This window comes from Vreelandella sp. EE27 (assembly GCF_968206495.1).
Genome location: NZ_OZ309109.1, coordinates 635,560 through 655,572, shown reverse-complemented (window position 1 = coordinate 655,572; position 20,013 = coordinate 635,560). Strand labels below are relative to the sequence as shown.

General features: G+C 61.7%; 19 protein-coding genes and 2 tRNA genes. 5 read left to right on the top strand and 16 right to left on the bottom strand.

All coding sequences use genetic code 11. The features are described from left to right. Nucleotides 1–37: 37 nt before the first annotated feature. Nucleotides 38–589 (bottom strand): SprT family zinc-dependent metalloprotease, encoded by a 552-nt coding sequence (locus ACWHVV_RS03150; RefSeq protein WP_447928037.1) that lies wholly within the window; start codon nt 587–589, stop codon nt 38–40. 83 nt (nt 590–672) lie between these two features. On the opposite strand from ACWHVV_RS03150, the gene ACWHVV_RS03145 reads away from it, so the two are divergent. Beyond that, nucleotides 673–1,356 (top strand): YecA/YgfB family protein, encoded by a 684-nt coding sequence (locus tag ACWHVV_RS03145; RefSeq protein WP_447928036.1) that lies wholly within the window; start codon nt 673–675, stop codon nt 1,354–1,356. Between the two features lie 14 nt (nt 1,357–1,370). Here the strand turns inward: ACWHVV_RS03145 and ACWHVV_RS03140 are convergent, their stop codons facing one another. The 7 genes from ACWHVV_RS03140 to ampD all read right to left on the bottom strand — a co-directional run bounded on the left by ACWHVV_RS03140 (nt 1,371) and on the right by ampD (nt 10,796). After that, nucleotides 1,371–2,489, bottom strand: a complete 1,119-nt coding sequence (locus tag ACWHVV_RS03140) for a phospholipase D-like domain-containing protein (RefSeq protein ID WP_447928035.1) — start codon at nt 2,487–2,489, stop codon at nt 1,371–1,373. Between the two features lie 16 nt (nt 2,490–2,505). Next, a complete protein-coding gene (locus ACWHVV_RS03135; protein WP_447928034.1) occupies nt 2,506–3,222 on the bottom strand; it encodes a class I SAM-dependent methyltransferase in 717 nt (238 codons plus the stop codon). After that, complete coding sequence (tsaB, locus tag ACWHVV_RS03130; protein WP_447928033.1) at nt 3,219–3,917, bottom strand: tRNA (adenosine(37)-N6)-threonylcarbamoyltransferase complex dimerization subunit type 1 TsaB; 699 nt, start codon at nt 3,915–3,917, stop codon at nt 3,219–3,221. The genes ACWHVV_RS03135 and tsaB overlap by 4 nt, the downstream gene beginning before the upstream one ends. 141 nt (nt 3,918–4,058) lie before the next feature. Next, on the bottom strand, nt 4,059–4,712 hold the full coding sequence (adk, locus tag ACWHVV_RS03125) for an adenylate kinase (protein WP_447527815.1): 654 nt from the start codon (nt 4,710–4,712) through the stop codon (nt 4,059–4,061). 220 nt (nt 4,713–4,932) lie between these two features. Then, on the bottom strand, nt 4,933–7,077 hold the full coding sequence (gene aceF / locus ACWHVV_RS03120; RefSeq protein ID WP_447928032.1) for a pyruvate dehydrogenase complex dihydrolipoyllysine-residue acetyltransferase: 2,145 nt from the start codon (nt 7,075–7,077) through the stop codon (nt 4,933–4,935). Between the two features lie 57 nt (nt 7,078–7,134). Then, nucleotides 7,135–9,807 carry a pyruvate dehydrogenase (acetyl-transferring), homodimeric type gene (gene aceE / locus ACWHVV_RS03115; RefSeq protein ID WP_447928031.1) on the bottom strand — a complete coding sequence of 891 codons (2,673 nt, stop codon included), beginning with the start codon at nt 9,805–9,807 and terminating at the stop codon, nt 7,135–7,137. 347 nt (nt 9,808–10,154) lie between these two features. Then, nucleotides 10,155–10,796 carry a 1,6-anhydro-N-acetylmuramyl-L-alanine amidase AmpD gene (gene ampD, locus ACWHVV_RS03110; protein WP_447928030.1) on the bottom strand — a complete coding sequence of 214 codons (642 nt, stop codon included), beginning with the start codon at nt 10,794–10,796 and terminating at the stop codon, nt 10,155–10,157. A gap of 77 nt (nt 10,797–10,873) precedes the next feature. On the opposite strand from ampD, the gene nadC reads away from it, so the two are divergent. Then, nucleotides 10,874–11,728, top strand: coding sequence for a carboxylating nicotinate-nucleotide diphosphorylase (gene nadC, locus ACWHVV_RS03105; protein ID WP_447928029.1), 855 nt, complete (start codon nt 10,874–10,876; stop codon nt 11,726–11,728). 17 nt (nt 11,729–11,745) lie between these two features. Here the strand turns inward: nadC and ACWHVV_RS03100 are convergent, their stop codons facing one another. Further along, complete coding sequence (locus tag ACWHVV_RS03100; protein ID WP_447527810.1) at nt 11,746–12,258, bottom strand: N-acetyltransferase family protein; 513 nt, start codon at nt 12,256–12,258, stop codon at nt 11,746–11,748. Between the two features lie 120 nt (nt 12,259–12,378). Between ACWHVV_RS03100 and tsaA the strand changes: the two genes are divergently transcribed. Further along, entirely contained in the window at nt 12,379–13,092 is a 714-nt protein-coding gene (tsaA, locus tag ACWHVV_RS03095; RefSeq protein WP_447928028.1) for a tRNA (N6-threonylcarbamoyladenosine(37)-N6)-methyltransferase TrmO, read from the top strand. A 29-nt stretch (nt 13,093–13,121) separates the two neighbouring features. On the opposite strand, the gene purC is transcribed toward tsaA, so the two are convergent. The 3 genes from purC to dapA form a co-directional block, all read right to left on the bottom strand. After that, nucleotides 13,122–13,838 carry a phosphoribosylaminoimidazolesuccinocarboxamide synthase gene (gene purC / locus ACWHVV_RS03090; protein WP_447928027.1) on the bottom strand — a complete coding sequence of 239 codons (717 nt, stop codon included), beginning with the start codon at nt 13,836–13,838 and terminating at the stop codon, nt 13,122–13,124. A 27-nt stretch (nt 13,839–13,865) separates the two neighbouring features. Continuing rightward, nucleotides 13,866–14,846: a lipoprotein, NlpB gene (locus tag ACWHVV_RS03085; protein WP_447928026.1), complete on the bottom strand. Its 981-nt coding sequence runs from the start codon at nt 14,844–14,846 to the stop codon at nt 13,866–13,868. 62 nt (nt 14,847–14,908) lie between these two features. Further along, entirely contained in the window at nt 14,909–15,793 is an 885-nt protein-coding gene (gene dapA, locus ACWHVV_RS03080; protein WP_447928025.1) for a 4-hydroxy-tetrahydrodipicolinate synthase, read from the bottom strand. A gap of 256 nt (nt 15,794–16,049) precedes the next feature. Here dapA and ACWHVV_RS03075 point away from each other — a divergent pair, with 256 nt between their 5' ends. Continuing rightward, complete coding sequence (locus tag ACWHVV_RS03075; RefSeq protein ID WP_447928024.1) at nt 16,050–16,529, top strand: peroxiredoxin; 480 nt, start codon at nt 16,050–16,052, stop codon at nt 16,527–16,529. 63 nt (nt 16,530–16,592) lie between these two features. Here the strand turns inward: ACWHVV_RS03075 and ACWHVV_RS03070 are convergent, their stop codons facing one another. Further along, nucleotides 16,593–17,705 (bottom strand): AI-2E family transporter, encoded by a 1,113-nt coding sequence (locus tag ACWHVV_RS03070; RefSeq protein WP_447928023.1) that lies wholly within the window; start codon nt 17,703–17,705, stop codon nt 16,593–16,595. Next, nucleotides 17,702–17,986, bottom strand: coding sequence for a sulfurtransferase TusA family protein (locus ACWHVV_RS03065; RefSeq protein WP_447928022.1), 285 nt, complete (start codon nt 17,984–17,986; stop codon nt 17,702–17,704). The genes ACWHVV_RS03070 and ACWHVV_RS03065 overlap by 4 nt, the downstream gene beginning before the upstream one ends. Before the next feature lie 160 nt (nt 17,987–18,146). Between ACWHVV_RS03065 and ACWHVV_RS03060 the strand changes: the two genes are divergently transcribed. Then, complete coding sequence (locus tag ACWHVV_RS03060) at nt 18,147–19,607, top strand: M48 family metalloprotease (RefSeq protein WP_447928021.1); 1,461 nt, start codon at nt 18,147–18,149, stop codon at nt 19,605–19,607. 71 nt (nt 19,608–19,678) lie between these two features. On the opposite strand, the gene ACWHVV_RS03055 is transcribed toward ACWHVV_RS03060, so the two are convergent. Together ACWHVV_RS03055 and ACWHVV_RS03050 are read right to left on the bottom strand one after the other, a co-directional pair. After that, nucleotides 19,679–19,754, bottom strand: a tRNA-Lys gene (locus ACWHVV_RS03055). A gap of 117 nt (nt 19,755–19,871) precedes the next feature. After that, nucleotides 19,872–19,947 (bottom strand) — tRNA-Lys (locus tag ACWHVV_RS03050). Between the last annotated feature and the right edge of the window lie 66 nt (nt 19,948–20,013).

Genomic DNA, 20,013 nt, shown 5'->3' with positions numbered 1-20,013 from the left:
GTAGCTAATTTGCCATAAAAAACAGGTGCTTAATGCCCTATTCTGGTTCAACTCGGGCGATGAAGCGAAGCGTGCGGGCGCAGCTCCGGCACTGGTAGCGCCGCCCCTTGGCCGCCTGAGCATGGCGCTGGGCGGTGAAATGGTGGCTTTGGCAATCGCAGCGGTAGTGGTAAGGCCGGCGCTGGGTGTGGGTGATATCCAAGCGATGGGTCACGCGCGGAGTAAGGCCGTAAAGCTCGCGCATCACGGTTTGCCACTCGCGCCCGTGGGGCTTCAGGCGCGGGCCGTTTTTGAGATGGAACACCAGCCAGTGGGCCATTTCGTGGGGGATGACCTCGTCAAAATAGGCCTGGCGGTTGTCGGCCATCAGTGCCGGATTGAAGCGCAAGCCCCCGCGCCCCAGGTGGGCCTGGCCGGCGCTGGCGCCCTTGAGGTCGAACCACACCCTGGGCGCGGGTAAATGGGGGTGCACCTCGCGGGCTCGCGCCAGCGCCTCGTCGGCACGGGTGCGGGCAGCGTCAAAAAGCGCCGGCTGGCTTAACGCATTTAGCCGCTCGAGCGGCCAGGCGGGCAGTGGAGAAATACGCATTGATGATAAACTAGCTCCCAGGTGACGCTTGCCAGTGTGAGCGATCGCGCCGGATTTCTCAAAACGATCGAACGAGGCCTTTTATGGCAGTTGAACCGCAAAGTGGCAGTGAAAATTCCGAGCAGCTCCCGCCGGAGCCGCTGCTGGACGACGAGCAGCTCGACCGGCTGGACGACTTTCTCGACTCCGACCGCGTCGGCGAAGACGCGCTGGATCTGATTTCCGCCCACGGTTTTTTGGTGGCGCTGGCCGTGGCCCCCAGCGAGCAGCCTCTCGATACCTGGCTCAAAGAGCTTTTTCAGGGCGAGCCCGACTACCAGGACGCCGCCGAGCGCGATGAGATCACCGGGCTTTTGGCCACGCTTCGTGACAATGCGGTCAGCGTGCTGGAGCAAGGGGGGCTTCCGGAGCTGCCCTTCGAGCTGAGCCTGGACGGCATTGCGCCGGAAGAGACGCCCATCGGCGACTGGTGCGCCGGGTTCATGGAAGCGGTGTTCAGCGACGAAAGCGCCTGGTTTCAGGACGACGAGGAGGCCGCGGCTACGCTACTTTTGCCTTTCATGCTGCTCTCCGGGCTTTTCGACGACGAGCCGGACATGCAAGATTTAGCCGGCGACACCGCCCGCCAGGAGGCGCTCGTTGCGCAGTTGCCGGAGCTGGTGCTCGATTTATACCTGCACTACCGCGTACCGCCGGAAACCGCCAAGCCCAAGCCGCGCCCCAAAAAGCCCGCCGGTAAAAAATCGCCCAAGGGCAAAAAGCGTTAGAGCCGACAGCCGAGCTACTTGAGGCGCATCACCACCGCGTTCAACAGCCCGTACATCCACTCGCGGGCACGCTGGCCCCAGGGGCGCTCACCCCAGGCGGTGGCATCGACCTCGTCGCTTGCGGCGAAGTTACGCTCGAAAAGCGCCTGAACCTGGCGGGCCATATCAAAAGATTCGATCTCCTGGTTGGCCTCCAGGTTGTAGTGCAGGTTCCAGTGATCGAAGTTACACGACCCGATACTTACCCAGTCGTCGGCCAGTACGAACTTGGCGTGGATGAAGGTCGGCTGGAACTCGTAAATCCGCACCCCCGCTTTCAATAGCGCCTGATAGTAACGCTGCCCGGCGTAGCGCACGCCCGGGTGGTCGTGCTTGCGACCGGGCAGCAGCAAACGCACATCGACCCCGCGCCGGGCCGCCCAGGCCAGCCGCCGGCGCAGTGAAAACGTCGGTACGAAGTACGGCGTGCAGAGCCAAAGCCGCGTGTCGGTGTGGCGCACCCGCTCAAAAAGCGAACGTCGGATCGCCTGGTAGCGATAGCCCCGGGCCGGCATCACCCGCCCTTTGGCGCCGTCATCGAACGCCGGCGGCGCACGGCGCTCGACCAGCTCGCACTCGGGGCTGCCCTTGGCGCGGCGCGTCAGCTTCGAACGCCACAGGCGGCGAAACAGTGACTCCCAGTCGTTAACCGATGGGCCCTCGACGCGCACGGCAATTTCGTACCAGGCCTTCAAAAACTCATCCACCGCGCCGAAGCCGCCGGTGAACGCCACGCTCCCATCCACCACGACGATCTTGCGGTGATCCCGGCTCAAGTTACGCGCCAGCGAATGAAGCCCCAGCGGGTTGAACAAGCGCAGCGCCACGCCGCCTTCCATTAGCCGCGCACGGTCTTTACGCGCAAGCCCCCGGGCGCCGTAGCCGTCGAGCAGCAAATATACCTTCACTCCCCGCGCGCTGGCGTCGATCAGCGCCTGACTTAGCCGGTCGGCAAGCTCGCCGGACTCCATCAGGTAGAGTTCGACGAAAATATAGTGTTCGGCGCTCGCCATCGCCTCGAGCATCTCGGGCAGAAATATGGATGCTTCGGGCAGCAGGGTAAAGCGATTACCGTCGCGCCATATGGGCGACATGGCGACTCCTCGGCCGTTAACGGGGTTTAAGCGAACGGTGCACGTAAAGGTCGTAGCGGCTGGTTTTGCCCAGCAGCGTATGATTGGGCGCGGGGCCTTCGATGGGCGGCGCCTTGCGCGGGCGCTTGACCGCCACGCGGTGAGTGGCCACATCCAGCGCCTGCTCCAGAAGAAGCGGCGCATCGTCGTCGCTGCCCGCCAAAAGCCGAAACAGACGCATCTCCTTTTTCACCAGCGCGGACTTCTCCCGGTGGGGAAACATCGGGTCCAGATGAACGACTTCCGGGGTAACGCCGGCCTGTTCGACCAGCGCGGCGAGCGCGCGGGTGGCGTCACCATGAAGCAGGCGCATACGCGCCACGATCATCTCGACCTGGCTTTCGCGGGCGGCGCGGGCCAGGCCGTCTTCGAGCAGCGCGGCGATCGCCGCTACCCGCTCGATCAACAGCACCGGCGCCCCCAGGCTTGCCAGCACGAAGGCGTCGCGGCCAAGTCCGGCGGTGGCATCCACCACACTTGGCGTCACACCCTGGCTCAAGCCACACGCCTTGGCGATCAGCTGGCCGCGCCCGCCGCCGAACTGGCGCCGGTGCCCGGCCTTGCCGCCGACGAAATCCACGCTCAAGGGGTGGCCGAACTCCCCGGGCTCCCCCGCAAGCGCTAGCCGCCCGTCTATTTCGGCCAGGCTCAGCCCGGCGGGAAGGCCAAGGCCTGGGTCCTGCACGCGATTCATGCAGGCTTCTTCCAGGCCACGTCGTTGCGCAGATAAACCGGCTGCACCTCGATCGGGGCCTGGCCGCCGCCGCTTTCCAGGGTGCGCAGCGCAAGCCAGGCCATCTCCTCGGCCCGGGGCTCAAGATCGCTCAGGTGCTGGGTCATGCTCGCCTTCAAGAGATCGTCGAACTGCTCCCAGAGGGTAAACCCCGAGCCGACACCGACCCAGTCGGTCTGCAGGTCGGGTAGCAGTACCCGGGAGGGTGCTACGACCACCTCTTCATCGATCAACGTGGGGGCGTCGTTCTGACAGTGCCAGGCAGCGGTGTAGACTTCTCCCATGCGCGCATCGAGGGCGGTCACGACATGGCGAACGTGGTAGCGCCGATGAGCCTGGAGCGCCAGCGCCTCGAGGGTGGAGACGCCCACCAGCGGGCAGTCGAGGCCGAACGCCAACCCCTGGGCGGTGCCCGCGGCGATACGCAGCCCGGTAAACGAGCCCGGCCCCTGGCCATAGGCAATACCGCTGAGCGCCTTCGGGGCAATCCCGGCTTCACCGAGCACGTCGTCCACCATGGGCATTAGCCGCTTGGTATGGGCGCGCGGGGTATGCTCGAAGCGGGCCAGACATTCGCGGTGCTCGCCCTCGGCGCGGATGAGCGCCGCGGAACAGGCACTCGACGAGGCGTCCAGGGCGAGAAGGTATGACGGCATGACGACTTGATACTCCAATCCAGGGGCGCAGGCAACAGGGGCGCCTCGAGGCGATATGATAAAACCAGGCGTTGAACGCCGAAAGTCCGGCGATGTAAAAGGCCCGCATTAGCGGGCCCCGGTGCCTGAAAAGCCAGTAATTTAGCTCAGGGCGTCTTTCACTTGTTGCGTGATGTCGGCAACGCTGCCCACCCCTTCCACGCGGTGGTACTGGGGCGCCGCCTCGGGCTCTTGCGTGGCCCACTGCTGGTAGTAGTCGATCAGTGGTGCGGTCTGGTCGTGATAGACCGACAGACGATTGCGCACCGTGGACTCCTGATCGTCTTCGCGCTGAATCAGGGTTTCGCCGGTCACATCGTCCTTGCCAGGCTCTTTGGGCGGGTTGTGGTCGATGTGATAGACGCGCCCGGAGCTTGGATGTACGCGGCGCCCGGCCATACGGTCGACGATCTCTTCGTCGGGCACGGCGATTTCCAGTACGTGGTCGATCTTCACGCCGCCTTCGCGCATGGCGTCGGCCTGGGGAATGGTGCGCGGGAAGCCGTCGAAGAGAAAGCCGTTTTCGCAGTCGGGTTGGCTAATGCGCTCTTTCACCAGGTCGATGATGATGTCATCGGACACAAGCCCGCCGGTTTGCATGATTTCCTGAACCTTCAGGCCAAGCTCGGTGCCGTCCTTGATGGCCGTGCGGAGCATGTCGCCGGTCGATATCTGCGGAATCTTGAACCGCTCGCAAATGAACCGGGCCTGGGTTCCCTTACCCGCGCCTGGGGCACCCAACAAGATTAAACGCATGGCACTGCTCCTCGAGTCATAAATCGTTCAAAGTAATAAAACGGTCAAAGTAAACGTGAATAGAAGGACAATAACCGGGCCACTCGGGCGGCACAACTCTCCAAAAGCCTCAAACGAGCGCTTTTTTTCGTTTGGCCCGGCGCCTTGCCTCAAAAGGGGGTCGATGAAACGCAAGCGGCGCCCATAAAAATGGGCGCCGCTTACTTTCCGCCAACGCTGCCTAGAGCAGCAGGCGACGGATATCGGTCAGCACATCGGCCAAAAACGCGGTGAAGCGCGCAGCGTCAGCGCCGTTGATCGCACGGTGATCGTAAGAGAGCGACAGCGGCATCATCAAACGCGGCTGGAAGGCAGCGCCGTCCCAGACCGGTTTCATCTGCGACTTCGACACGCCCAGGATCGCGACTTCCGGCGCGTTGACGATCGGCGTGAACGCCGTGCCGCCAATCGAGCCAAGGCTCGAAATGGTGAAACAGCCGCCGGTCATCTCGTCGCGCTTGAGCTTTTTGCTCTGCGCTTTCTTGCCAAGTTCGGCCATCTCCTTGGCGATGTCGATCAAGGATTTCTTGTCCGCATCGCGAAGCACCGGCACCATCAGGCCTTCGGGTGTGTCCACGGCGATACCGATATGGACGTACTTCTTCCATACCAGAGTTTCGCCGTCGCCCTTCAAGCTGACGTTGAACTGCGGGAACTTCCTGAGCGCAAAGGCGCAGGCCTTGACCAAAAACGGCAGCGGCGTGAGTTTCGCGCCCTGGGCTTCGGCTTCGGCTTTCATCGACTTGCGGAAGTTCTCGAGCTCGGTGATGTCCGCCTCGTCGAACTGGGTCACGTGGGGCACGTTCACCCAGCTTCTGTGCAGATTGGTCGCGCCCATCTTGAGCAGGCGCCCCATCGGCTTCTCTTCCACTTCGCCGAACTGGCTGAAGTCGACTTCCGGAATCGGCGGAATGCCGCTGCCACCGCCGGCAGGGGCCGCGCCAGCCTGGGTCTTGGCACCGCCCTCGTTGGAGAGCGCCTGCTTGACGTAGGCCTGCACGTCCTCTTTCAGGATGCGCTCTTTCGGGCCGCTGGGCTTGACGAGTTCAAGATCGACGCCGAACTCACGGGCGAGCATGCGTACCGCGGGGCCGGCGTGGACCAGCTTGCCGTCGCGCGGTTTGTGCGCCGCCATGGCCGCTTCCGGGCTTGGCGAGCCACCCGCGCTTTCGCCCTTACCTTTCGAAGGTGCTTTGTCAGCGGATTTGCTCTCGGTTTTTTTGGACGCCGACTTCTTGCTCTCAGAGCCCTGGTTCGAGGTGCTGTTCTCAGCGTCCTTCTGCTGATCCGACGGCTTGCCGGTCGGCTTCTTCGCCTTTTTGGCACCGCCCGAGGAGGCCACTTCGATGATCGCGATTACCGTGCCTTCCGAGACGGTATCGCCCTCCTTGACGCTGACCTCGACCAGCTTGCCCTTGTAGGGGCTCGGTACGTCCATCGAGGCCTTGTCGGACTCCAGCGTGATCAGCGCGTCTTCTTCGTTGACCTCGTCGCCCTTGGACACGGCGATTTCGATGACCGGCACTTCCGAGGCGCCGGAAAGATCCGGTACGCGAACTTCCTTGCGCTCGGTGCCGCCGCTCTCTTCCTCGTCGTCATCGGCTTCATCGGACTCGGTATCGTCGGCATCGGAAGCCGCGTCTTGCTCTTGCGCCGGCGCGTCGTCCGCGTTATCGCTTTCGTCCTCGCCGGCTCCTTCGCCTTCGATTTCGATCTGGCCGATCACGTCGCCTTCCGAGACGGTGTCGCCCTCTTTCACGGTGAAAGAGACGATCTTGCCGGTGTGCGGGCTCGGCACGTCCATCGAGGCCTTGTCGGACTCGAGCGTGATCAGCGCGTCTTCGGCCTCGACGCTATCGCCTTCGCTAACGGCGACCTCGATGATTTCGACGTTCTCGGAGCCACCAAGGTCGGGCACGATAATATCGACGGTCTGCTTACCGCCGGATTGTTTGGCACTGGCGGAGGAAGCGCTTTTCTGCTCGCTTTTTTGCTCCTGCTGGCCTTCGTCCTGGGCGGCGCTTTCTGGCTGCTCGCTGCTTTGTTGGTCGTCGCTTTCGGCCTGCTCGCCATCGCCGTCGTCATCACCCTCGACTTCGAGCTCGATGATGTCGTCGCCTTCGGAGACCTTGTCGCCTTCTTTTACCAGCACCTTGACGACCTTGCCGCCCTTGGGCGAGGGAACATCCATGCTGGCCTTGTCGGATTCCAGCGTTATCAGGGCGTCTTCCGCTTCGATGACGTCGCCTTCTGACACCGCAATCTCGATGATTTCGACATCGGTATCGCCACCGATATCGGGAACTTTGATGATTTCGCTACTCAAGGTCGCGCTCCTTCCAAATCGGATCGAGCCGGCGGGCATTGCCCGCCGGGCTGCGGTTTAGCTAGTCAGCGGATTACGCTTGTTGGCGTCGATGTTGTACTTCTTCATCGCCTCGCCCACCAGCTTACGTTCGATATCGCCACGCTCGGCCAGCGCCCGCAGAGCGGCGACCACCACGAAGTAGCGGTCCACCTCGAAGAAGCTTCTCAGCTTCTCGCGGGTGTCCGAGCGGCCAAAGCCGTCGGTACCCAGCACGGTGTACTCAGTCGGCACCCAGGCGCGGACCTGATCGGCATAAAGCTTCATGTAGTCCGTCGAGGCGATGGCCGGGCCCTCGCGGCCTGCCAGGCACTTGGTGACGTGGGGCGTTTGCGCCTCACTCTCCGGGTTCAGGAAGGCTTCGCGATCAAGGGTTAGCGCTTCACGACGCAGCTCGTTGAAGCTGGTGACGCTCCAGATATCGGCGCCTACCTGCCAATCCTCGGTGAGAAGCTCCGCCGCGGCTTCGACCTCGCGCAAAATGGTGCCCGAACCGAGTAGTTGAACGCGGCCCTTGTCACCCTTGGTTTCGCGCAGCAGGTACATGCCTTTGACGATATCGTCGGCGGGTACGTCCTCGAGCTCCGGGTGCTCGTAGTTCTCGTTCATCACGGTCAGGTAGTAGAAGCAGTTCTCCTTGTCGGTGAACATGCGCTTCAGACCGTCCTGAACGATCACCGCGATTTCGTGGCCATAGGTCGGATCGTAGCTTCTGCAGTTGGGGATGGTGGAGGCCTGGATCAGGCTGTGGCCATCCTGGTGCTGCAAGCCTTCGCCGTTGAGCGTGGTCCGCCCGGCGGTGCCGCCGACCATGAAGCCGCGCGCCTGCAAATCGCCTGCCGCCCAAGCCAAATCGCCAATGCGCTGGAAACCGAACATCGAGTAGTAGATGTAAAACGGCAACAGCGTGACGTGGTTGTTGCTGTAGGAGGTCGCGGCCGCCATCCAAGCCGACATCGCACCCGCCTCGGTAATGCCTTCCTCGAGAACCTGACCTTTCTGGTCCTCGCGGTAGTACATGATCTGGCCTTTATCCATCGGCTCGTATTTCTGCCCCGCCGCGGAGTAAATACCCAGCTGGCGGAACATGCCTTCCATGCCGAAGGTACGCGCCTCGTCCGGGATGATCGGCACGACGTACTTGCCAAGCTTCTTGTCCTTGACCAGGCCGTTGAGCACACGCACGAAGGACATGGTGGTCGACACTTCACGCCCGCGCGAACCGCCGAGCTGCGAGGCGAAGGTCTTGTCTTCGAGGGTGGGGATTTCCAGCGCCTCGAAGTCGCTCTGGCGACTCGGCAGGTAGCCGTTCAGGCGCTCGCGCTGCAGGTGCATGTACTTGAGCTCCGGGGAGTCCTCCTCGGGCTTGTAGTACGGCACTTCCTGCAGCTGCTCGTCAGAAAGCGGAATGCCGAAGCGGTCGCGGAATTTCTTCAGCGCCTCGTGCTCCATGCTCTTGACCTGGTGGGCCTCGTTGGCCGCTTCGCCGTCGCCGGCACCCATGCCGTAGCCCTTGACGGTATGCGCCAGAATGACCGTCGGCTTGCCGTTTTGGGTATTCACCGCTTCGTGGTAGGCCGAGTAGACCTTGAACGGGTCGTGACCGCCGCGGTTGAGCTTCCAGATGTCTTCGTCCGAGAGATCCTTGACCATCTCTTCGGTTTCCGGGTATTTGCCGAAGAAGTGCTCGCGGGTGTAGGCGCCACCGTTGGCCTTGTAGTTCTGGTACTCGCCATCGACTGCTTCGTCCATGCGCTTTTGCAGAACGCCCTTGCTGTCCTTCTCGAACAGCGAGTCCCAATGGCGACCCCAAACGACCTTGATGACGTTCCAGTCGGCACCGCGGAATACGCCTTCGAGCTCGTCCATGACGCGGGAATTACCGCGCACCGGGCCGTCGAGGCGCTGCAGGTTGCAGTTGATGACAAAGATCAGGTTGTCGAGGTTCTCACGGCCCGCCAGGGAAATCGCGCCCAGCGATTCCGGCTCGTCGCACTCACCGTCGCCCATGAAGCACCAGATCTTACGGTCGTGCATGTCCTTGAGCTCACGGTGATGCAGGTACTTCATCACGTGGGCCTGGTAGATGGCCTGGATCGGGCCAAGTCCCATGGAAACCGTAGGGAACTGCCAGTAGTCCGGCATTAACCAGGGGTGCGGGTAGGACGAAAGACCGTCGCCGTCGACTTCCTGGCGGAAGCTGTCCATCTGATCCTCGGACAGCCGCCCTTCCAGGTAGGAACGCGCGTAGATACCCGGCGCCACGTGGCCCTGGATGTAGACCAGGTCGCCGGCGAAGTCGTCCTTTGCCGCGCGGAAGAAGTGGTTGAAGCCCACATCATAAAGCGTGGCCGAGGACATGAAACTTGCAATGTGGCCGCCCAATCCCGGATTGGCCCGGTTGTTGCGAATGACCTGGGCGATCGCGTTGTAGCGAATCAGCGAGCGGATACGCCGCTCCATGAACAAGTCGCCCGGCATCTGCGCTTCGCGATGAACCGGAATCGTATTACGGTGCGGGGTCGTCACCGAGAAGGGCACCTTCATACCGTCCCGACGCATGCGATCCGCCAGGCGGGTCATCAGGTAGCGGGCGCGATCTTCGCCCTCACGATCCAGTACCGATTCCAGGGATTCCAGCCACTCCGTGGTTTCGACCGGATCGAGATCTTCTCTTGTCTCCAGACTCATAGAGGTCTCTCCGAATGACGATAAATGACAATACGCCCGCGACCCTTTTGGGGATGGGGCGGCTGCGACGTTGAGCCGCCAAGGCCGATAAAAGCCGAGCTTGCGTGTCTTGAACGTTTTTTTATTCTACATTCAACGAGCTACCCGATCAGGAAAACGCTCGAAAATGTAGGAAAGCTACATAGGGGCCGTAAAGGTTAGCCTTTTGTATATAGAAGATACCGCAAAGTCGCTATTCTGCCAATTCCAGCGCGATGGAAATTCCATCCAAAACAGTATATTGCACCGCAACATAGCGGTTTTGGAAGCTATTTCCAAACCCTCGAATGGCGTGAACTGTAGTCAAACTACCGTTTTATTTCCCGACGAATGAATGCGTTGGGCTTGTAAGGCGCCCTGCTCGCCTGACCAGGCCGCGATAACGGTGAATTCAGACATTGATGGTAGTAGGCCCAGTCAAAGCAGGGTCCTGGGTCCTCTTTACGAAGCGGGGCAATATGCGCGTGACCGGTAATGCGCGACGCATCGAGCGCCGGATAGCGCGCTATCAGCCACCGGGTCGCCGCGACCAGGCTTTTGTACTGGGCGCGGGTGAACGGACTCACGCCGTCGCCCTCGAGCTCGATACCCACAGAGAACTCGTTGAGCGCCTCGCGCGAATGCCCAAGGCGCGGGTCGAACCAGCGTGAGCGCCCGGCGTGCCAGGCGCGTCGGTCGGTATCGACAAACTGCACGCACTCGCCGTCGCGGCGAATCAACAGATGCGCAGAAACGCGAAGGTGTGCAATCGTTTCAAAAAACGGGTGGCGCTTCGCATCCAGGGTATTGGTAAACAGCGCCTCGATCGCCGGTCCGCCAAACTGGCCAGGCGGCAGGCTGATCGCGTGAATCACCAAAAGCGACACTTCGCCGCCCGCGCGCTCGTCTGCATTGGGCGAGCTGGCCTGGCGCGCGCCAGCCCAGATGCCCCGGGTACCGGATTGGACCACGTCACCACTCTCCTCTAGGTTCGGGTAGTAAATTCACTATACTCTGCGCTATACCTACGCCTTGAGACCACACCGCCATGCATTATCAAAACGCTCTTGCCGAAGAGATCCGCGAAAGCGCCGCCCGCCTGCTGGCGGAGGACGTGGGCGCGGGGGACATCACCGCGCAGCTGATTCCCGAGCATCAGTGGGCGACCGCCCGGATCAGTGCGCATCAGAACGCGGTGCTTTGCGGCGTGGCCTGGGTCGACGAGATTTTTCGCCGCCTGGACAGCCGCGTTACGCTGCGCTGGGAAGCGGCGGATGGCGACACCATTACGCCGGAGCACCATTTTCTAGAACTGGAGGGCCCGGCGGCCAGCCTGTTAACCGGCGAGCGCGCCGCGCTGAACCTTCTACAAACGTTGAGTGCGACGGCCACCACGACCCGTGCCTACGTTGACTTTCTACAGGGCACCTCGACCAAGCTGCTCGATACCCGCAAGACGCTGCCGGGGCTTCGCATCGCCCAGAAGTACGCGGTAACCTGCGGCGGCGGGCATAACCACCGCTTGGGCCTTTGGGATGCCTTCCTGATCAAGGAGAGCCACATAACGGCCTGCGGCGGCCTCCAGGCCGCCGTGTCCCAGGCGCGCAAGCTTGCAAGCGATGTGCTCGTCGAGGTCGAAGTCGCCACCTTCGAGGCGCTCGACCAGGCACTGGCCGCCGGCGCCGATATCATCATGCTGGATAACTTCGAGCTCGAGGATCTTCACGTGGCGGTAGAAATCAACGGCGGCCGGGCGGTGTTAAAGGCGTCGGGCAACGTGGACGCCAGCACGCTAAGAGCCATCGCCGAGACCGGGGTCGACACGATTTCGAGCGGCGCGCTGACCCAGGATATCGCCTCGATCGACCTTTCCATGCGGATCACCCAAACCTTTAGCGTTTAGCCCCCAAGCGTCAGGCGTTAGGTCTCGACGGCCTTGAGCGCCTTGCTCATGTGGTAGCGCTTGAGCCACTCGCCGCTGCGCTCCACCCACTGCTCGCCGTGGTTTTCAAAACCGCGGCGCTCAAGGCGCTCATAAAGCACCAGGCTCGCCTCGATCTCGACCCGCGTGATGCCCTGCTCGAGCAGCAGACGCTCGGCATGGATCAGCAGCGTACTGCCGATCCCCCGCCCGGTAAGCGAAGGCCAAACGTAGAGAGTAACGATGCGCGCGTTTTGGCTATCGAGCTCCAAAAAGCCCACGCAGCGCCCGTCGCACACCGCCACCAGGGTAGTGTAAAAGGCGTGGCGCGCCGCCCAGGCGCTCGCCTCGCGGGGCAGCGCGTTGGCCCAGGCTTCGCGCTCGCTCGTCGCGTAGTGGCTCGCCGCCCCCTGCATCACCGCGTGATAAAACACCTCCGCCTGATCCGAGGCGTCGCGCCCCAGGGCCTGGCGGTAGGTAATGCGCGCGGCCGGCTCTCGTGTTGTCGTCATGCACCACCTCTACGCAGGGTTCGGGGGTTGAAACTTAAGGCCCCTCGGATTTTCCAGCCGCTCGGCGCAGGCGCCTTGCTGCTTTATACTGGGGCGCCTATCTCAGCACAAGGCCACGCGATGCACAACGCCCCGCCCTTTTCACTCGCGACCGTTGGACGGATAGCGAGCGACTACCCGGACAAGTTCGGCATACCGCGCCAGCCAGGGCTTGCCCCGGCGGCCAGGGCGAGCCTCGAACTACAGGCGCCCTATAACGACCCACTGGCGGTACGCGGGCTCGAAACCTTTAGCCACCTGTGGCTGAGTTTCGTCTTTCACCAAAGCCCGACGCGCTGGACACCGCTGGTGCGCCCGCCAAGGCTTGGCGGCAATCAAAAAGTCGGGGTGTTCGCCAGCCGCAGCACCCATCGCCCCAACCGGCTAGGGCTTTCGCTGGTCAAACTGGTGGGCATCGAGCTCAAAAACGGCGTGCGCCTGCAACTGGAAGGGTGCGATCTGGTCAGCGGTACACCGGTCGTGGATATCAAGCCTTACCTGCCCTGGGCGGAATCGGTCCCCGAGGCACAAGCGGGCTTCGCACCGCAAGCGCCTACGCTCAAGGCGGTCGCGTTCAGCGCCAAAGCGCTGGCCTTTTTGGAAAACCGCCCGGACCGAGCGTCGCTTTATGCGCTGATCGAGCAGGTGCTCAGCCAGGACCCGCGCCCCGCCTACCACACCAGCGGTGAGCGCGTGTACGGCCTGCGCCTGCGCGATGTGGAAGTAAAATTTTGCGCCGCCCAAAACAACGCCACCACCCTGGAGGTGGTGGCTATCGAACCCGGCAGCGCCTAGCACTTAAGACTAGTTATTAAGATTAGCGCTTAGCCCGGAAAGGTAATGCCCAAGCGGCGGCCGACTTCTTCGTAGGCCTCGATCACGCCCCCGAGCCCCTGGCGGAAGCGGTCCTTGTCCATCTTCTCGCGGGTGTTGGCATCCCACAAACGGCAGCCGTCCGGGGAGAACTCGTCGCCGAGTACGACCTCGCCCTTGAACACGCCGAACTCGAGCTTGTAGTCCACCAGCAGCATGCCGCCCTCATGAAAGAGCTGCTTGAGCACCTGGTTGACCTTGTAGGTCAGCTTCTTCATCTGTAAAAGCTGCTCGGGGGTGGCCCAGCCGAAGGTCTCCGCTAATGATTCGTTGATCATCGGGTCGCCTTTCTCGTCGTTTTTCAAGAAAAGCTCGAAGGTGGGCGGCGTCAGCGCCTGCCCTTCCTCGATGCCCAGGCGCTTGACCAGACCGCCGGCGGCGACGTTACGGATCACGCACTCGACCGGGATCATCTCCATTTTCTTGACCAGACTCTCGGTATCACCGAGCTGCTTTTCGAAATGGGTGGCAATCCCGGCCTCTTCCAAACGCTCCATGATGAAGGCGTTGAAGACGTTATTGACCATCCCCTTGCGCGCCAGCGACTCCATCTTTTTGCCGTCAAAAGCGCTGGTGTCGTCGCGAAACTTAAGGACCAGCAGGTCCGGGTCGTCGGTGGTGTAGACCGACTTGGCTTTGCCAGCGTAGAGTTCGTCACGCTTTTCCATGGGGGCTCCGAATAATGTAGTTAAACGTTAGCGCAAGTAGCCGGTAACGCGCTCGAGAAGCTCGCGCTGATCACTGGCACTGAATTCGCGATCGCTTGCATTGATGGCGCGAAGTACGCTTTCGTTGCCCTGGGGCTCGAGCACCAGGCGAATATTCTGGGTCATACGGCGAACGTCGTTACTAAAGACAACCTGAATCGGGTTGCGGCCCTCTTCCGAGGCGGTCATGTAGTTGACCAGAAATTCGTAGTTCTCCGGCGACTTTTCGATCAGTTCGCGGCGATTTTCGACGGTGAAATCCTGGGTCATGTAGTGGTCGAGCTCGGCCCATACACGCTCGGCATCTTGCGGAATGACCGCTTCCCAGTTGCCGTCTTGCTGGCGAAGTTGCAAGCTGCGCTCTTTGGAAAGACGCTGCGCGTTCCAGGAGGAGGCGCTGGCCGTGGCGCTGCGCGCCCCCAGATACTCTTCCAAGGCGTCGAGGCAGCTGCTTGCCGCCTGGCCGTTTTGCTCGCAGCGCACTTCGCTACTGCCCGCGCGCAGCGCGCTTTGCAGCTCAAGCGTGGCCTGGGAGGTGACGATCACGCCCTGATTGGCATCGCTTTGCTGGATGCCCAGCCCACGGCTTTGCGCGAAGGCTTCAAGCTGAGGCCACACGGCGCCGGTATCGGCGGCGACGACCAGCCAGGCGCGGCTGCCTACCTGGCGGCGCTCGACGTATTCGGGCTCCAGGCCACTGCCGATCGAAAGCGACGGCGGCGGCGCAACGTCGGCGGCGCTTTCGACCCGGCTGCCCTGAAGCGATGCCTGGGGGACCGGCATGGCATCGTTGTAGCGCTGGGCGTTACGGCTTTCCGGCAGCACCAGCGGTGAGGCCGGGGTTACGTCGGTGTAATCGAGGTTGCGATCATCATAGAAGCCATCGCGTGCGCAGCCAGAAAGCGCCACCCCCATAACCAGTGCCAGCGGCATACATTTCAGCGCGGGTCTTTTAAGCACAGAGCTCATCAAGCCACCTTAAGTCAACAGTTCACTCGCCCGGCGTGGCCGGGCATCGGGGTCGGACGCCGTTACTCTTCGACGACGCCAGCCAACTGCAGCGCTTCACTAACAGTGGCGTGGTATTTTTGCGAAAGCCAGGTCAAGGGCAGCCGAATGCCCGCGTCCATGTAGCCCATGCGGTTGAGCGACCACTTGACGGGGATCGGGTTGGACTCGATCCCGAGATTCGTGTGAAGCGGCATCAAACGCGTATTGATCTGGTGCGCTTTCTCGCTATCGCCGGCAACCGCCGCACTGCAAAGCTCGTGCATGGCGTTGGGGACGACGTTGGCGGTCACCGAGATATCGCCGTGACCGCCCATCAGCATGAAGTCACAGGCGGTTGCGTCGTCACCGGAGTAGAGCATGAAGTCGCTGCCTTTGAGCCGTGCAATTAGATCTTCCGCGCGCTCAAGGTTCCCGGTGGCGTCCTTCAAACCAATGATATTGTCCACTTCGGCCAAACGCACCACGGTTTCGTTGTAAAGATCCGAGCAGGTGCGCCCCGGCACGTTGTACATGATGACCGGCAGTTTGCTGCCCTCGGCCACCGCCTTGAAGTGCTGGTACAGGCCTTCCTGGGTGGGCTTGTTGTAGTACGGGCAGACCGACAGGCAGTAGTCCGCGCCTACCTCGCTTGCATAACGGGCAAGCTCTACCGCTTCAGAAGTCGCGTTGGCACCGGTACCGGCGATGACCGGAATGCGCCCGTTCACTTCCTCCACCACGCTTCGAATCACATCGAAATGCTCGGCAAAGGACATCGTGGTGGGCTCGCCGGTCGTGCCCGCGGCGACGATGGCGTCGGTGCCGTTCTCGAGATGGAAGTTCACCAGACGACGTAACGCCTCCCAGTCGATATCGCCATTGACTTTCATTGGCGTCGCCAGGGCGACTATGCTGCCTGTGATCATCCGCTTATTCCTCACCAGGTAAGTGTAAATACGACATATTAAACGATCGGCCCGCCTCGAAGCGCTCTAAAACGCCCTCTTCTTGCCGCCGACAGGCACATTCAAGAGCCAAATGGTACTCAGCGCACTCGAACCTGTACAGCGTAAAGCGCGCCAAGTTTTCACCTGACCGGGCAAGAGGTGCTCCCGCCGACTTTGACACAGAGAGCCCAGTTGCGTGTAATCGAGCGACACCCCTCGTAACAGGAGCTTTTCAATGGCCGTAGAAGTAGGCAAACCCGTTCCCGATTTCAGCGCCCCGGCGACCAGTGACACCACCGTAACGCTCTCGGATTACAAGGGCCAGCAGGTGGTCATTTACTTCTACCCCAAGGCGAGCACCCCCGGCTGCACCACCGAAGGCGGCGATTTTCGTGACCACAAGGAGGCGTTCGCAGCGGCCAACACGGTGGTGATCGGCGTCTCCCGAGACGGCATTCGCGCCCAGGAGAACTTCAAGGCCAAGCAGGCGTTCAACTTCGAGCTGATCTCCGATAAGGACGAAACGGTGTGTTCGCTTTTCGACGTCGTCAAGCTAAAAAAGATGTACGGCAAGGAGCACTTGGGGATCGAGCGCAGCACCTTCTTGATCGATAAAGACGGCGTACTGGCCAAGGAGTGGCGCGGTGTCAAGGTACCCGGCCACGTCGAAGAGGTGCTGGCCGAGGCCCAGGCTCTCGACCCGCAAAGCGCTTAACCCAAAGCGCCCGCCAGAGACGCTGGCGGGCGCTTGATGTGGCTTTATAGCGCGGCTTCCGGGCTATAGCCTGCTTTCGTCCGTCACCATGATGCCGGGCTCCTCGGGCGCCTGCCGGGTATTGACGCGCCTGGGCCAGGCATAAACCAGCGCTTTTAAAAGCGTGGCCAGGGGGATCGCGAAGAAGATGCCCCAAAAGCCCCAGATACCGCCAAAGAACAGCACGGCGACGATGATCGACACCGGGTGGATGTTGTTGGTCTCCGAGAACAGAATCGGCGAAAGCACGTTGCCATCCAGCGCCTGAATGATGGCGTAGGCGAGCAGCACGTAGGCGAACTGCTCGCCGATACCGAACTGAAAGCCCGCCACCGCGGCTACCGGCAGCGTGACCACGGCGGCGCCGATAAACGGCACCAACACCGAAAAGCCGACCAGCACCGATAAAAGCGCGGTATAAGGCAGGCCAAACAGCGTGAAGGTGAAAAACGCCACCGTGCCCACGATGATGATCTCGATGGATTTACCGCGAATATAGTTGGCGATCTGGACATCCATTTCCCGCCATATGCGCGTCAAAAGCGTACGCTTTTGCGGCAATAACGAAAGAATGAAGCCCACTAGCTTGTCGCGATCCTTGAGCATGAAGAGCACCAGAATCGGCACCAGCACCAGGTAGATGATGATCGACATCACGTTACCCAATGAGGCCAGCGACAGCGTCAGCGCGCGCTGGCCAAGCTGGCTGATCTCGCGACTAGCCACGCCCACCCAGCTCTGCATCTGGTCCGGGGTGATCAGGTTGGGGTAGCGCGCCTGAAGATCGTCGAGCCACGCCTGGCTGCTGGCGAACATGCGCGGCGACTCCTGCACGAGCCCCACCAATTGATTCCAGATCAACGGCATCAAAATGAAGGCCAGGGTCAGCAGCACGCCGATAAACGCCAAAAAGACGATGATGACGGCCAACAGGTGCGGCACGCCGCGGCGGGTGAAAACGTTCACCACGCCCTGCAGCAAAAAGGCCAGCACCAGCGCGGTGAAAAACGGCGCCAGCATACGGCCAAACCAGATAATGGCGGCAAACCCGGCGATCAGCACCAACAGAAGCACCAGGGCTTCTTCGTCCGAGAAGTAGCGTTCCACCCAACTTTTCAGGATGTTGCGCATGGTCATATAGGCGAACTCTCTGCTTTGCGTATCCAAAAATGGTACTTATCGTCGCGCTGCTCGCGCTTGATAAGCCGGTGAGCGCTCTGCTCGGTGAACGAGGTGATATCCCGCCATGACCCCTGATCGCTTGCGACGATTTCCAGAAGCTGGCCGCTTTCGAGCCCCGCCAGCCCCTGCTTTGCTTTCAAAAGCGGCAGCGGGCAGGCCAGGCCACAGGCGTCCACGAACGCGTCCGGCGCGGGTGCCTCGGGCGTGTTTTGATCCAACTCGTCATCACTGGCCATGGCGGCTCCCTTAAAATGCCTGGGCAAAGCTGGCATTGTGGCATAAACCTGGTTATCACTAAGCTTCGATTGCGTTTGATTTAACGGCACTTCCCCGCTCGAATCAATGTCACATCCACGTCCCCGCTTTCCAGAGCAGGTCTTACTAGAAGAGGATGCCATGCCGCACGTTCGTTTTCTGCCACGCTGGGCCCTGGCGTTTACGCTGGTACTGGCAAGCGTTCTTTTGCCCTCGCAAGGCCAAGCCTTCGACAACAGCCAACTGCCAAGCCTTGGCGGGGCCGCGCCCTCGGTCAGCCAGGAAGAGTTTCGCCTTGGCCGCGCCTGGCTCAGGCAGTTTCGCGCCCAGGCGCCGCAGTGGCAGGATCCGATCGTCAGCGACTATCTGGAGAGCCTGGTGGCCCGGCTTGCGCCTTATAGCCAGCTGGGCACTTTGAACACCACGACGGTGATGGTGGATCACCGCGCGCTCAACGCCTTTGCGGTACCCGGTGGCGTGGTGGGGATCAATTCGGGGTTATTTGCCTTTGCCGACGATGAAGGCGCTTTCGTTTCGGTACTCGCCCACGAGCTTGGCCACCTGTCTCAGCGCCACTACGCCCGCGGCTCCGAACGCGCGGGGCAAACCCAGCTACCCGCCATGGCGGGCATGCTGGCCGGCATTCTGATCGCCGCTAGCGGCGGCGGCGATGCGGGTATCGCCGCCGCCATGGGCTCCCAGGCCGCGGTGATCCAGGACCAGCTCTCCTACTCGCGGCGCTTCGAGCAAGAGGCGGACCGAATCGGCCTACAGGCCATGGCCGACGCCGGTTATGAACCGGAAGCGATGGTGCGCATGTTCTCCTCCATGCAGCGCATGGCGCGCCTGCAAGGCGGCACACCGCCGGAGTTCTTGCTGACCCACCCGGTATCGGACAGCCGCCTGAGCGACGCCCAGGCCCGGGTGGCCCAGCTCACCGTGGCCGACAGCTACCAAAGCGACACCCTCTACGACATGATGCGCGCCCGGGCACTTTTGAGCATTTACGCCAATACCCCAAGCCAGGCGACCACGCGCCTTGAACAAGGCGGTGGGGAGGAGCCCGCGCAGCGCTACCTGGCGGCGTTGATCGACGCCCGCCGCGGCCAGGTGGACACCGCCCTGCAGCGCCTCGACCAACTCGCCGCCGAGTATCCGGACTACGCCATGATCCCCGCTTCCGCCGCCGAGGTGGCCTTACAGGCGAACCGCATCGACGAGGCGATCACGCGCAGCGAGCGCTGGCTGCGCTTTATGCCCAACTACCTGCCCACCCAATTGATGCTTGCCGAGGCGCAGCTTCAGCGCGACCCTCAGGCGGCGTTTTCGCTGCTTAGGCGCGTGACCGAGCGCTATCCGGAAAATCCGCAGGGCTTTAACCTTTTGAGCACCGCCGCCGGGCGTAGCGGCCATAATGGCTGGGGGCACCTGGCCCAGGCCGAGTATCTTCAGCTGACCGGCCGGGTGGACCGGGGCATTCAGCAACTCGCGATTGCCAAAAACGTGGCCCAGCAGGAAAACGAGCCTTCTTTGGTGGCGTTGATCGATCAGCGTCGGGAAGCCTTCCTGGAGTACCGTGAGGCGCTCTCGTCGTTCAACTGACCCACTGCCGGCCCGGCGAACGGGCACACAACAAAACGCCCCTGGCAGATAACTGCCAGGGGCGCTGAATTTGGTGGGTCGTGCAGGATTCGAACCTGCGACCAATTGATTAAAAGTCAACTGCTCTACCAACTGAGCTAACGACCCAAACTGCCAAGGGCACGATGTGCGCTATAGGGCAAGGCGTTCGATACTTCTATTGAGACTTTTAAAAGTACGGATACTTTCAAAAGGGCCAGCGCAGAATAAATGCCTTTGCGCCGGTGGTGGGTCGTGCAGGATTCGAACCTGCGACCAATTGATTAAAAGTCAACTGCTCTACCAACTGAGCTAACGACCCCCTCGAACGGATGCATATAGTACGGATACCCCAACGCTTTCGCAAGTACTTTTTACACTTTACCGA

Excerpts from the sequence above, each read along its gene's own strand:
- ACWHVV_RS03150 (WP_447928037.1), bottom strand. The coding sequence starts at position 589 with ATGCGTATTTCTCCACTGCCCGCCTGGCCGCTCGAGCGGCTAAATGCG.
- ACWHVV_RS03145 (WP_447928036.1), top strand. The coding sequence starts at position 673 with ATGGCAGTTGAACCGCAAAGTGGCAGTGAAAATTCCGAGCAGCTCCCG.
- ACWHVV_RS03140 (WP_447928035.1), bottom strand. The coding sequence starts at position 2,489 with ATGTCGCCCATATGGCGCGACGGTAATCGCTTTACCCTGCTGCCCGAA.
- ACWHVV_RS03135 (WP_447928034.1), bottom strand. The coding sequence starts at position 3,222 with ATGAATCGCGTGCAGGACCCAGGCCTTGGCCTTCCCGCCGGGCTGAGC.
- tsaB (WP_447928033.1), bottom strand. The coding sequence starts at position 3,917 with ATGCCGTCATACCTTCTCGCCCTGGACGCCTCGTCGAGTGCCTGTTCC.
- adk (WP_447527815.1), bottom strand. The coding sequence starts at position 4,712 with ATGCGTTTAATCTTGTTGGGTGCCCCAGGCGCGGGTAAGGGAACCCAG.
- aceE (WP_447928031.1), bottom strand. The coding sequence starts at position 9,807 with ATGAGTCTGGAGACAAGAGAAGATCTCGATCCGGTCGAAACCACGGAG.
- nadC (WP_447928029.1), top strand. The coding sequence starts at position 10,874 with ATGCATTATCAAAACGCTCTTGCCGAAGAGATCCGCGAAAGCGCCGCC.
- ACWHVV_RS03100 (WP_447527810.1), bottom strand. The coding sequence starts at position 12,258 with ATGACGACAACACGAGAGCCGGCCGCGCGCATTACCTACCGCCAGGCC.
- tsaA (WP_447928028.1), top strand. The coding sequence starts at position 12,379 with ATGCACAACGCCCCGCCCTTTTCACTCGCGACCGTTGGACGGATAGCG.
- purC (WP_447928027.1), bottom strand. The coding sequence starts at position 13,838 with ATGGAAAAGCGTGACGAACTCTACGCTGGCAAAGCCAAGTCGGTCTAC.
- ACWHVV_RS03085 (WP_447928026.1), bottom strand. The coding sequence starts at position 14,846 with ATGAGCTCTGTGCTTAAAAGACCCGCGCTGAAATGTATGCCGCTGGCA.
- dapA (WP_447928025.1), bottom strand. The coding sequence starts at position 15,793 with ATGATCACAGGCAGCATAGTCGCCCTGGCGACGCCAATGAAAGTCAAT.
- ACWHVV_RS03075 (WP_447928024.1), top strand. The coding sequence starts at position 16,050 with ATGGCCGTAGAAGTAGGCAAACCCGTTCCCGATTTCAGCGCCCCGGCG.
- ACWHVV_RS03070 (WP_447928023.1), bottom strand. The coding sequence starts at position 17,705 with ATGACCATGCGCAACATCCTGAAAAGTTGGGTGGAACGCTACTTCTCG.
- ACWHVV_RS03065 (WP_447928022.1), bottom strand. The coding sequence starts at position 17,986 with ATGGCCAGTGATGACGAGTTGGATCAAAACACGCCCGAGGCACCCGCG.
- ACWHVV_RS03060 (WP_447928021.1), top strand. The coding sequence starts at position 18,147 with ATGCCGCACGTTCGTTTTCTGCCACGCTGGGCCCTGGCGTTTACGCTG.